Origin of the sequence: Nostoc sp. (assembly GCF_036917195.1) — a bacterium.
GTDB lineage: Bacteria > Cyanobacteriota > Cyanobacteriia > Cyanobacteriales > Nostocaceae > Nostoc.
Window position 1 is genome coordinate 39,351 of sequence record NZ_JBALDG010000020.1, and the last position, 16,007, is coordinate 55,357.

The 16,007-nt window shown below is 41.9% G+C and carries 10 protein-coding genes and 1 pseudogene; 7 read left to right on the forward strand and 4 right to left on the reverse strand.

Annotated elements, in window-relative coordinates:
* Positions 1-320 precede the first annotated feature (320 nt).
* A complete protein-coding gene (locus V7K40_RS06195; RefSeq protein WP_334957708.1) occupies positions 321-2,159 on the forward strand; it encodes a bifunctional serine/threonine-protein kinase/formylglycine-generating enzyme family protein in 1,839 nt (612 codons plus the stop codon).
* A 27-nt stretch (positions 2,160-2,186) separates the two neighbouring features.
* A complete protein-coding gene (locus V7K40_RS06200; protein ID WP_334957710.1) occupies positions 2,187-2,648 on the forward strand; it encodes a hypothetical protein in 462 nt (153 codons plus the stop codon).
* A 344-nt stretch (positions 2,649-2,992) separates the two neighbouring features.
* Here V7K40_RS06200 and V7K40_RS06205 read toward each other — a convergent pair.
* Positions 2,993-3,097: pseudogene (locus V7K40_RS06205) on the reverse strand (IS630 family transposase); the annotation flags it as partial.
* Between the two features lie 715 nt (positions 3,098-3,812).
* Between V7K40_RS06205 and V7K40_RS06210 the strand changes: the two are divergent.
* Positions 3,813-4,487 (forward strand): hypothetical protein, encoded by a 675-nt coding sequence (locus V7K40_RS06210; protein WP_334957712.1) that lies wholly within the window; start codon positions 3,813-3,815, stop codon positions 4,485-4,487.
* Here the strand turns inward: V7K40_RS06210 and V7K40_RS06215 are convergent.
* Complete coding sequence (locus V7K40_RS06215) at positions 4,474-6,015, reverse strand: NAD(P)/FAD-dependent oxidoreductase (RefSeq protein ID WP_334957714.1); 1,542 nt, start codon at positions 6,013-6,015, stop codon at positions 4,474-4,476. The two genes, V7K40_RS06210 and V7K40_RS06215, sit on opposite strands and share 14 nt — an antisense overlap.
* 665 nt (positions 6,016-6,680) lie before the next feature.
* On the opposite strand from V7K40_RS06215, the gene V7K40_RS06220 reads away from it, so the two are divergent.
* From V7K40_RS06220 to V7K40_RS06230, 3 genes are all read left to right on the forward strand, one after another.
* Complete coding sequence (locus V7K40_RS06220) at positions 6,681-7,529, forward strand: prohibitin family protein (protein WP_334957716.1); 849 nt, start codon at positions 6,681-6,683, stop codon at positions 7,527-7,529.
* 83 nt (positions 7,530-7,612) lie between these two features.
* Positions 7,613-8,029 carry a DUF1824 family protein gene (locus V7K40_RS06225; protein ID WP_334957718.1) on the forward strand — a complete coding sequence of 139 codons (417 nt, stop codon included), beginning with the start codon at positions 7,613-7,615 and terminating at the stop codon, positions 8,027-8,029.
* A 72-nt stretch (positions 8,030-8,101) separates the two neighbouring features.
* Positions 8,102-10,030, forward strand: coding sequence for an ABC-F family ATP-binding cassette domain-containing protein (locus tag V7K40_RS06230; protein ID WP_334957720.1), 1,929 nt, complete (start codon positions 8,102-8,104; stop codon positions 10,028-10,030).
* Positions 10,031-10,335: 305 nt separating this feature from the next.
* Here the strand turns inward: V7K40_RS06230 and V7K40_RS06235 are convergent, their stop codons facing one another.
* Together V7K40_RS06235 and V7K40_RS06240 are read right to left on the reverse strand one after the other, a co-directional pair.
* Positions 10,336-10,950 (reverse strand): hypothetical protein, encoded by a 615-nt coding sequence (locus V7K40_RS06235; RefSeq protein ID WP_334957722.1) that lies wholly within the window; start codon positions 10,948-10,950, stop codon positions 10,336-10,338.
* A 287-nt stretch (positions 10,951-11,237) separates the two neighbouring features.
* Positions 11,238-11,465: a hypothetical protein gene (locus V7K40_RS06240; protein ID WP_334957724.1), complete on the reverse strand. Its 228-nt coding sequence runs from the start codon at positions 11,463-11,465 to the stop codon at positions 11,238-11,240.
* Between the two features lie 168 nt (positions 11,466-11,633).
* On the opposite strand from V7K40_RS06240, the gene V7K40_RS06245 reads away from it, so the two are divergent.
* A complete protein-coding gene (locus V7K40_RS06245) occupies positions 11,634-15,971 on the forward strand; it encodes an NB-ARC domain-containing protein (protein ID WP_334957726.1) in 4,338 nt (1,445 codons plus the stop codon).
* Positions 15,972-16,007: the final 36 nt, after the last annotated feature.

Sequence of the window (16,007 nt, forward strand, 5' to 3'; positions counted from 1 at the left end):
TTTTGAATTTTAAATTTTTAATTTAGAATTGTTAACTAATTTTGGGGCTTTAAGTCCCCCGCTTCTAAAAGCGCCAAGTTTTGTGGTAAGTTTAAATCCTATTACAAAACTTAATAACGAATTACGTTAGCCTAACGGGGCGTTCGCGCAGCGTCTCGTAGAGAAGCCCATTACGAATTATTTTAATCATCCTTCTATCCTCATGGGAAAGATAGTTTTTAAGCACATATAAAAAATTCCGTGTTCGCTTCTCTACAAAACTGTTTTCAATTAGATAATATTGGGGCTAACTTTGGAGAAGATGCTATTTCCTCCTGATTATGCAAATCTGCCAAAATCCCAATTGCTCAAATCCATTCAACTCTGATGGCAATAGATTTTGCGTGAGTTGCGGACAAAGCAACTTTGGCAAACTTCTGAGAAACCGTTACCGCGTCTTAAGACTCTTAGGTGAAGGTGGGTTTAGCAGAACCTATGCAACAGAAGATGTAGACAGACTAAATGCGCCTTGTGTCATCAAGCAATTTTTCCCACAATTTCAGGGAACAGGACAACGCACCAAAGCAGCGGAATTTTTCAAAGAAGAAGCTTTTCGGTTGTATGAACTGGGAGAAAATCATACGCAAATTCCCAGATTACTAGCTTATTTTGAACAAGGTACTAGCTTGTATCTCGTACAAGAATTTATTCAAGGAAAAACTCTCTTACAAGAAGTTCAGCAACAAATCTATGGTGAGAAACAAATTTGGGAACTTTTAGCTGATTTATTGCCAGTTCTGGAATTCATTCATACCCATAATGTCATTCATCGGGATATAAAACCAGAAAATATTATCCGCCGTGCAAGTGATGAAAAACCCGTATTAATTGATTTTGGGGGTGCTAAACAGCTAACACAAACCAGTTTAGGAAGACAAGCTACAGTAATTTATACCCTTGGTTATGCCCCAACAGAACAAATGGCTGGATTTGCTTGTCACGCCAGTGATTTGTATGCTTTGGGTGTAACTTGCGTGCGTCTTTTAACTCGATGTTTGCCTTTACAGGATGCTTCTGGACAGATTAATGACCCTATTTATGATGCTATGAATGCTAAGTGGTTGTGGCGTCAACGGTTACAAGAAAAAGGTATTACTATCAGTGATGACTTAGGGAAAATTTTAGATAAACTACTAAAACATTTACCGAGCGAAAGATATCAAACAGCAGTTGAAGTTCTCAACGATTTGAAGTTTACAACATCGAACATTGAACCGATTGCCCTAAAAATTGTTTCGATGTCCCAATCTATATTACCGCTGCTACCACAAAAAGTAATAATACCATTACTCTCCTTAGAAACCTTTGAATTTGATGTAGTGACAGTAGACACGGGTGGTAGAGAAGTAAACCGCGTGAACAGCAATGCAAACTTCTTTGCTGAAGAATTGGGTAAGTCTGTCACACTAGAAATGGTATCAATTCCTAGTGGTACTTACATAATGGGTTCACCAGAGTTTGAAGGGGATGCTGACGAACGTCCTCAACACGAAGTTAGCGTCGAACCATTTTTTATGGGGAAATTTCCTGTAACTCAAGCACAGTGGAGAGTAGTAGCGGCTTTACCCAAAGTCAAACAAGCTTTAAATCCCCATCCATCGAAATTCAAAGGTCTAGATAGACCAGTGGAAAATGTATCTTGGTATGAGGCTGTAGAATTCTGTCTCAGACTATCAGAAAAAACCGGACGCGACTATCGTTTACCGAGTGAAGCTGAATGGGAATATGCTTGTCGGGCTGGAACTACAACATCCTTCCATTTTGGTGAAACGATTACCTCTGAGTTAGTCAGTTGTGCTGTCGAACCAAAAAGCAAATTCCGTAAAGAAACAACAAACGTTGGTAGTTTTGAAGTAGCTAACGCCTTTGGATTATACGATATGCACGGGCTAGTTTGGGAATGGTGCGCTGATTCTTGGCACAACAATTATAACGATGCACCCTTAGATGGAACAGCTTGGGAAGTTGGCGGTGATATTAATCGCCGAGTCTTACGCGGTGGTTCTTGGAGTTTCAGTGCAGAACTTTGTCGCAGCGCCAGTCGTAGCTGGAATGAGTCAGACGGTGGACTGAGGGTTTGTGGCTTTAGAGTAGTATTTTCTGTAGAGGAGATTATTTAGCAATTTAATTCAAAGGTTGTATAAATTATGAAGGACAGAATTGAGAAAGGTGACATAGTACTTATAAATAAAAGTGGAAAATATCATCAACAAGTAGGTGAAGTTAGTGAGGTTGATTACAATATTTTTTTTGTCAAAATAGTGATAGTAAAGTTAGGTACTCAAGAAGAAACATTTGAAGAAAAAAATTTACAATTAAAAACTAAAAAGCCGAATATTGAAGAAGTAATTGCATCAATAGATAAAATTATAGAACAACTTGATCAGATTCCCAACTTGCCGACAAGAGAGAAAGTAGAGTTACCCAACCGTCTGAAGTATCTTAAATTAGATATTCCTAAACTAGATAAGCAGTTGATTCAAAAAAACTTTGACAGTATAGATAAAATACTCACAGCAGCAAGAGAAGCAGATTCATTAGCAAGCTTTTGGCAGCAAATAGATCCTAATTTGGAGAAAATAAGCTGGTGGATTAGAACAAGTCTATAAATCAACAAGTAATATCATGTCCGCTTGATTACTTATTAAACCTGAAGAACCCCAAAGAGCCAAAGCTACGCTTCGTCTCCCCTGAGAGCAAGCTCTTAGAGGATTAAGTAGAGCATCTGGCGTGTGGGGTGCAATGACTGTGGGAATCATAACTAATTACCCGGACTTTATATAATACTAATTCTATGTGAGGTTGCGCTTTATTCATATAGAGGTAATTTATGAATTGCCCCTACAGAATATTGTTTTGTGTAAGTCTTATAGGCGCATCTTCATACAGAATTAGTATAAGTCCGGCGAGAGTAAATTAAACTATGTGTTTTGCAAGAGTCAGTGCGTTTATTATTCCGACTAATATTCAACATCCGGCTCACATCACTTTTACGTTCTCCACGTTTCACCGCCGCGATCGCTTTTTGGCGCAGGTCATAGCTATAGGGGGCAGGCATCAGATTTTTTTGCACTCGATATAATAGTCCTAACACAATCTTGTAGCGCTATAATGTCAACGTAATATGAAAACCATACACGATCCAATCCGCTTGGGTTAAGGCTAAAACTCTTTGTCAAAGTCAATTTTTTGAACGAAGACGCGAACGCAAGAGCGTCTTGTAGAGTTGCGGCTGACCGCAGGGTACGACACAAAAAGAAGAAAGAAATACTTGTACCAATTCTTTGTGAAACTGTACAAAATCAGGCTTGGTAAGACAAGGGGCAAAATCCCCTTGTTTTATACAACCTTATAGTTAATTGTTATTAACTTTATTGATACCAAATCTCTATAAATTGTAATACCATTTTTTTGCGGGGCTGCACCAAATTTTATTGGCTTATTATTTCTTTCTTTGTGTCCTTTGTGATCGCAGTCGCTTGGACATAATTAAACGTAACTATATTTTTATCATCTTCTATCCATAATGCCTTATACTTCATACTCTACGCTCCATCCTGAGTAGTGATATTTATTTTTACCCGCCTACTTAACTTTGCATTTGTAACTGAATGATTTAAATTTTGTTATTAACTTGATGATGACTTCATATAAAGTTTTAAAAAATATTTTTTTCTCTTTAAAAATCAGTTTTTTAGCAAAAATACTTAAGCTTTTAGATTAATAAAGAGTGTTTTTTTAGATAGAATAAACTACGAAGATAAGGAGTATCTATGCGTTTTTCTAAATTTGCAGGGGTTCTTGGTTGTACTACAGCAGCTTTTATATCAATTACACCCATACAGGTAGAAGCTGCAACTTTTAAAGTGATATCTGGAGTCACCAGCATCGATCATGATCACGAGGATATTCTTAAAAATATCGGGCTAACCTTGACAGGCACTAATGATACAGTTACACCAATTCCCAGCAATTATTTGGTAGGCTTTAACATCGACTCAGCTACTAACTTTACATTCAGTGACGAGGGCGGTTTTACTCCGCTCTCAGGTACATTTGAGCATACTGGTAGTGTTACCTTCAACCATAATATTACTGTTGGTGACTTTTCAATTGGTTTTGCTCCAGGACGTACCGTCACAGGTGCCAGTGGATTTGTATTAAGAGATACACTTTCTTTAAATACAATTTTGTTTGATTTGAGTATTCCAAAACCTGTGGCATTTGATGGTGAAAATTTAACCATCTCTGATGTTGAATTGTTGATTTCTCCAGAGTTTGCGACTATACTGCAAAACCCTAACTTGTCCGGTTTGTTTGCTGGAACTGCACGAATTGATGCTGAAGTTGCTGCTGTACCTGAACCTGACAGTGTACTAGCAGTTTTGGCAGCGGGTGCGGCTCTGTTGGCAACTAAATTTTATAATCAAAAAATTAAATCCACCTGATATCATGAAGCATAGCTAAATGCTTATTAACCGGTGCAAGGGTATTCGCAGCAATCATCCCACTAGCGGCGACTGCTGGTAAACCAATGCCGGGAAATGTCGAGTCGCCACAGCACATCAGTCCTGGTAGAGGTGTGCTGGGGCCAGGAAACATACCAGATCCAGCCGGAATTGCTGGGCCGTAGGAACCTTGGTGACGACGGAGATAACGCTCGTGGGTTAGAGGTGTACCAACAAGTGTGACTTCGCAACGAGAGCGAATATCTGGAATGATCCGCTGTAGCGCTTGCCACATTATTTCTGCACGTGATCGCTTTTGTTCGGCATATTCTTGGTTCCTTCTATCCATTCCCTGCCACAGAGCATACGGCTCATTACCAGGAGTATACACATGAATCACATGCTTACCTGCGGGTGCTAAGGATGGATCGAGAGTTGAAGGGATTGATATCACTACAACATTCTGAGGTGCTGTCACACCCAATTCCCAGTTATTGACTACGATGTAATGACACCGCAAATTTGACTGTAATCCTTGAGCATCAATGCCTAAATGTAGATGCATGAAGCTATCACACTCAGGTGTCGCCTGTCGTTTGCTACGGTACTGTTTAGGTATTGCCTTTTCTGGTAGCAACTTCAGTGTATCCCAAACCGATGCATTAGAAATTACTGCCCGCCGCGCCCGAATTTCTTGGCGATCGCGCAGACGCACACCCACTGCACGATTACCTTCTACAAGCACTTGCTCCACATGAGCACCCAGCATCAGCTTCCCACCGTGACGCTCTAATCCTTGGACAAGAGTGTCAACTAAAGCACCACTACCACCAATCGGATATTCAAGTACTGCGTCTGGTCGATACCAGTCGGCAAACATAAATGCTACCTCTGCGGCGCTAGTACCATCTGCTGGTAGTCCAGAAAGTAGAAAACACAGCAAATTGAGCCAATTTCGCGTAAACGAGTCTTTAACAGCACCATCCATAATCCGGCTGAAGGGGCCCGTCAGTTTGATGATATTCGCCACATTTTTTGTCATAGATCCGACAAACGGGGCCACAGTTCTAACTGCACCAAAATCAAAGCGTAATGCGGCTGGTGGTATAGAAGTTGCTGCATTAGCGAATGGTTCCATAACGCGCTGGAGTTCCTGCCATTCGGCTACAGCATTATCACCACGGAATTTCATCAGCACTTCACAAAATTGCTCGGCACCAACCCCCGTGTCAAAATCACCTTCTGGCAGACAACAACCCCAAGTATCATAGGTTACGCATGGTAATTCAGAGCCAATTGCATCTAGCACTTGTCGCAATGGGTTGGCAGAGGGGCTGTAAGACAGTCCAGAGTAGAGGGACGGGCCCGAGTCAAATTTGAAACCATTGCGCTCAAAAGCATGGGCAGCGCCTCCAGCAATAGAGTGGCTTTCGCAGACTATCACATCAAAGCCATACCGTGCCAAAAGAGCAGCACAACTCAAACCGCCAATACCGCTACCAATGACAACTATATCTGTGTTTTGCATATCCCTTATGTTTGCAACGATGGTTTTCAAGGTATGCTAACTGAGCCAGAGTTAGCGCGTCTCAAACCCTATTCACAGAGGGATTCTAGCACAAGGGAAGAGTTTGCCAGAGCCGCCACCAACACAGAAACCATGTACTGATCATTCATAGAATAAATTTTAATATATAGCAATCCCATTTGAGTTATGAAAATTATCGAACCGCCTTTCCTTCTCTACGAGAGGCTGCGCCAACGGAACGCTACGCGAACGCCCAGCGTCTCGCAGAGAAGGCGCCAAGAGCGCCAAAAGGAGAAACAGAAAAGTTCATAAATCATTTAGGACTGCTATAGCAATCCTAAATCATCTGTAAAATCTTCTCTTTCTACACTTTGCGGCCTTTGCGTCCTTTGCGGTTCGTTAAACAAAATAATTTTTACAACTCAGATCGGATTGCTATAGAGTAGCCACGGCTTTTTGCGGTTTCGTGCAACTTAATATTACCACGGAACAAAGTTCTGAGTCTGAAGATAAAAGACTTGATTCAGACAAACTGATGAGAAACTTAAACTAGTAACTGAGTTTACCCAAGTCAAAGCAAAACTTTTGACTATTTACTACTCTCAGATTTATCCGTACTATTTTACTTAGGACTCAGCACTCAGCACTCAGATGGAGAGAGGAATTTGAAAAATCAGCAATTGGGAAATTGGCAAACCACAGTTTTAGGAATTGTGTTAGCAATATTAGTGATTCTCGGACTAAATTCCTTTGTAATTATTAACCCTGGACAAGCAGGAGTGATTAGCATCTTGGGTAAAGCTAGAGATGGCGCTTTATTGGAAGGGATTCACGTGAAACCGCCTTTTATCTCAGTGATAGATGTGTATGATTTAACAGTCCAAAAATTTGAAGTGCCAGCGGAGAGTTCTACTAAGGATTTGCAAAATTTATCTGCGAGATTTGCGATTAACTTTCGCCTCGATCCTATGCAGGTCGTTGAAGTTAGAAGGAAACAAGGAACCTTAGCAAATATTGTATCGAAAATCATTGCACCTCAGACACAAGAAGCATTTAAAATTGCCGCAGCCAGAAGAACCGTAGAAGAAGCAATTACCAAAAGAAGTGAATTAAAAGAAGACTTTGATAATGCGTTAGGCGATCGCTTAGACAAATATGGGATAATTGTGTTAGATACTAGCGTAGTTGACTTAGCGTTCTCACCAGAATTTGCCAGAGCAGTGGAAGAAAAACAAATTGCTGAACAGCGGGCGCAAAGAGCCGTTTATGTAGCACGGGAAGCTGAACAAGAAGCACAAGCTGATGTGAATCGTGCCAAAGGTAAGGCAGAAGCTCAAAGACTCTTAGCAGAGACACTCAAAGCCCAAGGGGGACAGTTGGTTCTACAAAAAGAAGCAATTGAAGCTTGGAAGACTGGCGGCGCTCAGATGCCAAAAGTCCTCGTTATGGGTGGTGACTCAAAAAGTGGTGTCCCCTTCATGTTCAACCTTGGAAATGTCCAAAATCAACCTTGATTCGAGTAAATAATACTTAGTTAAGTTAGGCTAGTCCCAACTCAAATACAACAGAAAAAGTAACAAGATAATAATCGAAGTTTATGTCAACCCCCAATCCTCAAAATCTCACCGCCGAAGAAGCGAAAAAATTACTGAATAAATTCAACTGTTTAGACATTGCGCCTGTCCTCAAGCCATCAGAAAAATCAGTAATTCGTAGTGCCTTAATTCTAATCACCAAGCTTGCTGATTATCAAATTTTAGGAATTTGTGCTGATACAGCAGAAGAAGGAATACTGGCTATGAAGACCTATTCTTTGGCTTTGGGTTATGAACCACCAAGCAATTTACTTACACCTGAAGGCCCAGTTTATATCAAATTAAATGGTAAAAACGGCTTGTGTTATCTAGATTCCTATGCTGGACATCATCGTGGTGTATTAGTATCTTGCCAGTCTTACGACGAAGATGGAATCAACGAAATGTATGGACATTTACCCTTGGATTTATTTGTATAGAATTCGGTGAATGTAGGTAGGGTATGTGCCTTGCCTACTCACTAATGAAAAATAATTAATGACTTAAATATTATGAGTATTATTACATTACAATCAGTAAAAAAAGACTTTGGCATCAAAGAAATTTTAAAAGATGCTAGTTTTAGCCTTGATGCTACCGATAAAGTTGGTTTGATTGGTACTAACGGTTCTGGGAAATCAACTTTATTAAAAATGATCGCTGGGTTAGAAACCATTGATGGCGGTCAAGTTTTAGTCAACTCCGGTTCTAAAATCATCTACTTACCCCAGCTACCAGATTTAGATGAAAACCACACAGTTTTAGAGCAAGTTTTCGCTGATAGCGGCGAACACATGGCTTTGGTGCGTGAGTATGAAGAACTCTCAGATAAATTGGCTCACTATCCAGATGATAACCAACTGATGTCTCGCCTTTCTGTGGTGATGCAACGGATGGATACGAGTGGTGCTTGGGAACTAGAAACTAATGCTAAAATCATCCTCACAAAATTAGGAATCTTTGACTTTGATGCCAAAATAGGCACTTTATCTGGAGGCTATCGCAAGCGCATTGCCCTAGCATCGGCGTTGCTAGCAGAACCCGATGTTTTGCTCATGGATGAGCCGACAAACCATCTGGATGCTCTTTCTGTTGAATGGTTACAAAGTTATTTAAATCGCTATCGCGGTGCACTTTTTCTGATCACTCATGATCGCTACTTTTTGGATCGTGTCACCAATCGCATCGTTGAAATTGACCGAGGCGACATCTACACCTATACAGGTAACTATTCATATTACCTCGAAAAGAAAGCATTAGCTGAAGAATCTGCCGTAAGTACTCAACGGAAACATCAAGGCTTGCTGCGGCGCGAGTTAGAATGGCTCAAAAAAGGCCCGAAAGCCAGAAGTACCAAACAAAAAGCTAGAATTGACCGCGCACACGCTCTGCGGGATACTGAATTTAAACAAGTTCAGGGTAAAGTTGATATTTCTACAGTTGGTCGTCGCATCGGCAAAAAAGTTATTGAATTAAATAAAATTTCTAAAGCATACAATGGACGTACCCTGATTAATAATTTCACCTACGAATTTAGCCCAGAAGACCGCATCGGCATCATCGGCGCTAATGGTGCTGGTAAATCTACTTTAATGGATATTATTACTGGTCAGATTAAGCCAGATTCAGGTATTGCAGATATTGGTACTACAATTCATATCGGTTATTTTGACCAGCATTCTGAAGAATTGCTCACAGCCTTAAACGAAAATCAGCGCGTGATTGACTATATCAAAGAAGAAGGAGAATTTGTCAAAATTACTGATGGTACTCAAATTACTGCTTCCCAAATGTTGGAGCGGTTTTTGTTTCCTGGTAATCAACAGTATGCCCCAATTCATAAACTTTCGGGTGGGGAAAAACGCCGTTTATTTCTGTTGCGGGTGCTGATGAGTGCGCCCAATGTCTTGATTTTAGATGAACCGACGAACGATTTAGATGTGCAGACATTGGCAGTACTAGAGGATTATTTAGAGGATTTTGCCGGGTGTGTAATTGTAGTTTCTCATGATCGCTACTTTCTCGATCGCACCATCGACACAGTATTTTCCTTTGAGGAAGGCGGTAATCTCCGGCAATATCCAGGTAATTACTCAGTTTATCTGGATTATAAGAAGGCTGAAGAGGCACAGCAGCAAGCTGCTAATACTAAGGAGAAGCCCAAAAATGTCGAAGTCCAAAATGGTGCATCTTCACCCAAAGATGTAGAGAATACCAAGCGGCGCAGGTTATCCAATTGGGAAAAGAAAGAATTTGAGCAGTTGGAAGGGAAAATCGCCCAGTTAGAAGCTGAGAAAGCAGAAACCGAGAAAACACTAGCGAATGTCTCACCGGGGAATTATAGCCAAGTACAGAAACTCTATGATCAGGTGGAAACACTCAAGCAAGTGATCGATGTGGCGACTGAACGCTGGTTAGAATTGGCAGAGATGGAATCTTAATATCTTTGACGTGAATTCGACGAACCTCTCCCTGCTTTGAACTAAAGTTCAAGTCTGTCCCTCTCCGAGTCGGAGAGGGACGGTTTTGCGTAGTAAAACCAGGGAGAGGTCTTTTCATTCAACTGTGTAGGTTAGGTTGAGGAACGAAACACAACATTAAGCATCAATACAGTTCACTTAAGGCTAAAACTCTTTTTTTAATGTAGACGCAAAGCGGCTTCCCGCAGGGTATCGCAGAGGCACAGAGGACACACAGAAGAGAGAAAGAGAAGGAAGAAATGCTTAACTGAACTGTATTACTATGTTTAATTACTCAATATTCCAACTAAAATATAAGTTAATTCAGTTAATTCTTCAGGAACCCGATATAATTTGAGGTCTTCCGTTATCTGTTTTTCTTGACGTTTGTATATTGCAAACCGCCAATCTTCACCAGTAGTTACTGCTCCATAAAGAACTGGCAATTCTGAATTTATCCACTGGTCAAGTGCAATCAATTCAACTGCTAATTGTGTAAATCCTCTACTTATATCTGCTTGTTTTGCTTCAATTACTAACAATCCCTTACCTTTATCAATGTAGTAATCCAAGCTGCCTTTTAGTTGGTCACTAACACTAATGGGATACTCAATATTCAATTGGGTTTGGGCAATTTCGCAAACTTCTAGTAATATCGGTGCAATAATTGCTTGCTTGCGTGCATCCTCACTAAGTAGCTTCACACGTCGGAGATTACGCTCAATGACTCGGTGTAATTCTGCAATTATCTCAAGAGGAAATTCTGTTTTTGGTAATTGCAAGCGATCGCGTTTGTAAGAACAGCCAAGTTCAGCAAGAATATCTTCTGGGGAAAACGGCAGTTCAAAATATTTGCTGAATGTATAGCTTTGACCAGGTTGAATGATTCGGGGACGACTCATACAGCAGTTTTTGTGTCGATGGCATACACTACTCTACGATTATTCTTAATAGAATTGTATTGGACAATAAGAGATTTCAATTAAAAAATATCCAAAGTAGGGTGTGTTGTCGCAAAGCGCAACGCACCATTTGAATATCTATAGCAGTCCTAAATCACTCGTGAAAAGTTAGATCCCCGACAACTTTTATAAAGTCGGGGATCTGGACACTGCGAATTTGAACAAAATCAGATAGGATTGCTAGATTGCGGTGCGTTACGGCGTTTTGCCTAACACACCCTACGACTTCATCTTTTACTTTTAATCTTTAGAGAATCGTTTTTCTCCCTTTTATCCTGCAAGCTACGAAATTTAACCAGCACTGGAATATATTGTTGAATCATCCAAGTTAACGCCTCAAGGGTTGAGTTACCTTGGTCGATTCGGCTTTTAGCTTGTAAACCAATCAAGAATAGTTGCATTGCCAGCAACAAAGCAATGGTTTTACCGAGAATATTTTGACGCTTAATTTGCATTTGTTTGTACCCCAAAGAGTTGATAGATATAGGTTCTCTTTGGGGTTGTGTCCCTAAGCAAATACCCCAAGGTTGCTGAAAATGCCTTAGAATCTGGATTACATGAGTTTGGGGTGGTAGTTTTAATATGGGGTAGCCCTAAGCTTCCTGCTCAATTTTTTAAATGCAATGCCGCGACAAACTTACGGCCCTGAACCTAAAAAGCGAGTCAAGCGTCTGCTAGAGGCGTTGCTTTGTTTTGTCGATGGGGAATTTGAGGACGGTAGCTTTAAAATTCAGCACAATTGGAAAGAAGAAGACAGCACTAACCCTAAGCTGACTGTTCAAACAACGCTGATTGCTTTGGAGTCGCTGACGCAAAAAGACAAATATCCTGGTAAGTTAACTAAAGTGCAAATTCGAGAAGCGCTGAATTTGCTGAAAGACTTCTTGAAAATTCTGGAAGATAAGCGTTTCCACACTCAAGGTTCTGATGACTGGTACTTTACACTCAAGCTATGGTCAAGGGATAGGGAAAAAAACCTCAAACGGTTTGATGAGGGATGGGAAAATAACAGACCAAAAAAATCGAAAGCAGAAAACCCCTCTCCAAACCTCTCCCCCACAGGGAGAGAGGCTTTGAATTTTCCCCCTTCCCTCGTAGGGAAGGGGGTTAGGGGGTTAGGTCACGCAAACATATTTCAAGCGCCACCTTTACCCACACACTTTGTAGAACGCCCAGAGTACAGCGATGATTTAAAGACTCGTCTTTTAAATGGTTCATCGTCTGATAGTCGCACTTTAGTAATTACTGCGATTCACGGTTTGGGTTCGGTGGGCAAATCTACTTTAGCTGCGGCTTTAGCCCATAATACAGAAATACAATCTCGTTTTTGTGATGGCATTCTTTGGGCAACATTAGGTCAACAACCCAATGTGCTGGCTTTACTTAGTGGCTGGGTGCAAGCATTAGGAGACTATAGCTTTAAGCCTACAAGTGTAGAAGCAACTTCCTCGCATTTGCGGACTCTGCTTTATGACAAGGCTGTATTGCTGGTGGTGGATGATGCTTGGAATACCGAAGATGCACGAGCATTTAATTTTGGTGGTGCGCGTTGTCAAGTTTTAGTAACTACTCGTGAAGGTCACATTGCCGATGCCTTAGCAGCCAACACCTACAGTCTGGATATAATGAAACCACACCAGGCAATGGAATTGCTGACGAAGAAATTAAGACGCGAGATTACAGGCACAGAACGTCACTCAGCAGAAAATTTAGCCAAAGGCGTTGGTTATCTTCCTCTAGCATTGGAACTTGCAGCCGCCGAAGTTGCCTGTGGTACGACTTGGAATGAACTGTTGGCGGATATTCGGCAAGAAGTAGCCAGATTAACAAGTTTTGACCGACCGGAAGCCGAAGAAATTACTGATGAGGCTAGTTTAAAACGCCTGAGTTTAACCGCATCATTAAATTTGAGTGTCAAGAGAATGCCACTAGAAAAGCAGCAGCATTTCTCTTGGTTAGGGGTATTGCCGGAGGATGTCAACATTAATAAGATGATGGCAGCAACGCTGTGGCTGATGGATAAGCGTGATGCTGCCAAGATGTTGCAATATTTACGGAATAAAGCATTGCTATTAACAGGAGTACCGCTTGCTGATGGTATGCCTACCTATCGCTTACATGACTTATTCCACGATTTAGCTTGTAATTTGTTAACTGCTCCCTCTGAGCCAAAGCGCCCAGGAGATTTGGCTGGGTTGGGTTTAAATCTTGCTGATGTTCACGCTGCTTTTTTAAAGAAGTATCGGCAGAAAACCCAGAATGGTTTATGGCATACTTTACTCGATGATGGTTACATTCATCAGTATTTAGTTTGGCATTTGGAAAAAGCTGGACAGTTAGAAGAGATTCACCAGTTATTGCGGGAAGAGTCTGCAACTGGAAGCAATGGCTGGTATGAAGTGCGAGAACAATTGGCACAAACTGGCGGTTACATCACAGATATTTCTCGTGCCTGGAAATTAGCAGAAGTGAATTGGCATGAATCAACACTACCGCAAGTGGTAGGTTTGCAGTGTCGCTATGCTTTGATGATTGCATCCCTGAATAGTTTGGCAGCTAATGTACCACTAAAACTGCTAGTTGCATTAGTCAAAAATAATTTTTGGACTCCTGAACAAGGGCTAGCTTACGCCCTGCAAAATCCAAAGCCCAAGGAAAAAGTCAACTCGCTGATAGAGTTAGTCAACTATTTGTCACTAAATCTTCAACAACTAGCATTACAAAAAGCACTGACCATTGCTAGGGCGATTCAGGATGACAGAGATCGCGCCGATGCTCTTAGAGCTTTAGCCAACAAACTGCCGGAAGTAGTACCAGAAGCGCTGACCGCCGCTAAAGCGATTCAGGATGACAGAGATCGCGCTCATGCTCTTATAGTTTTAGCCAACAAACTACCAGAGGTACTGCCAGAAGAACTGACCACTGCTAGGGCGATTCAGGATGATAGAGATCGCGCCGATGCTCTTAGAGCTTTAGCCAACAAACTGCCGGAAGTACTGCCAGAAGCGCTGACCGCCGCTAAGGCGATTCAGGATGACAGAGATCGCGCTGATGCTCTTATAGCTTTAGTCAACAAACTGCCGGAAGTACTACCAGAAGCGCTGACCGCCGCTAGGGCGATTCGGTCTGAGTTCTCTCGCGCCGATGCTCTTAGAGCTTTAGCCAACAAACTGCCGGAGGTACTGCCAGAAGCGCTGACCGCCGCTAGGGCAATTCAGCAGGAGGAGTATCGTGCTTACGCTTTGAGAGCATTGGCGGATAAAATACCAGAGATACTGCCAGAAGCGCTGACAGCAGCTAGGGCAATTCAGCACGAGGAGTATCGTGCCTATGCTCTGGGTACTTTAGTCGATAATTTGCCGCCAGAGTTGTTGCTAGAAGCACTGATCGTAGCCAGAGAAATTCGGGATGAGAGCGATCGTGCCAATGTGCTAACAATTTTAGCTGATAAGCTACCAGAATTGTTGCCAGAAGCCATAGCATTAGCAAGGGCTATTCAGTTTGAAGAGTCTCGCGCCTCTGCCTTAAGTGCTTTAGCCGACAAACTGCCAGAATTGTTGCCAGAAGCCATAGCAGCAGCGAGTGCAATTCAGTCTAAGAAGTCTCGCGACAATGCCTTGAGTGCTTTAGCCGACAAACTGCTGCCACTAAATTATTCGTTGCCATTCATGTATGAACAAACGCTGATGCAGGATGAGGAATATCGCGCCGATGTCTTGAGGGTCTTAGCCAAGAGACTGCCAGAATTATTGCCAGAGGCACTGATAGCAGCAAAGGCGATTCAGGATGAAGGAGATCGTGCGTTTGCCCTGAGTGCTTTAGCCGATGAACTACTACCAGAGTTGTTACCAGAAGCACTGACAGCCGCTAGGGCAATTGAGCAGGAGAAGTATCGCGCCTCTGCCTTAAGTGCATTAGCTGATAAACTGCCAGAAGTTTTGCCAGAAGCACTAGCAGCAGCCAGGGCAATTCAAGATGAACATTATCGCGCCAATGTCTTAATTGCATTAGCTGATAAACTGCCAGAAGTTTTGCCAGAAGCACTAGCAGCAGCCAGGGCAATTCAGCCAGAGTATTATCATGTCAATGCCCTGATTGCATTAGCTGATAAACTGCCAGAAGTTTTGCCAGAAGCACTAGCAGCAGCTAGGGCAGTTCAGCCTAAGTATTATCATGTCGATGACCTGATTGCATTAGCCAACAAACTGCCAGAAGTTTTGCCAAAAGCGCTGACGGCAGCAAAGGCGATTCAAGATCAGCGTAATTGCGCCAATGCTCTGATTGCATTAGCTGACAAACTGACACCAGAGTTGTTACCAGAAGCGCTGACAGTCGCTAGAGCAATTCGAGATGAGCATTATCGCGCCAATGCCCTGATTGCATTAGCTGACAAACTGCTAGAGGTATTGCCAGAAGCACTGATAGTCGCTAGAGCAATTCGAGATGAGCATTATCGCGCCAATGCCCTGATTGCATTAGCTGACAAACTGCCAGAGGTATTGCCAGAAGCACTGATAGCCGCTAGAGCAATTAAAGATGACCATTATCGCACCAATGCCCTGATTGCATTAGCCGACAAACTGCCAGAGGTATTGCCAGAAGCACTGATAGCCGCTAGAGCAATTAAAGATGAGCATTATCGCGCCAATGCCCTAATTGCATTAGCCGATAAACTGCCACTAGAATTGTTACCAAAAGCACTGATAGTCGCTAGAGCAATTCAAAATAAGCATTATCGCATCTTTACTCTGATTAGTTTAGCCAACAGACTACCACAAATACTATCTACGGAACTTTTCCCTTTCTGGCAAGATAGACTTGATAAGCTATCTCTTCAGACTCGCCCTAACTTACTGCAAGATTTCAAGGCATTATTTCCAGTTATCTTTGCATTAGGTGGTCAAGCAGCAACGGCAGAACTTGCCCGTGCTATTCAGGATGTGGCGCGATGGTGGAAATAATTTGTAATTCGTAATTCGTAATTTAAGAGAGTTAGA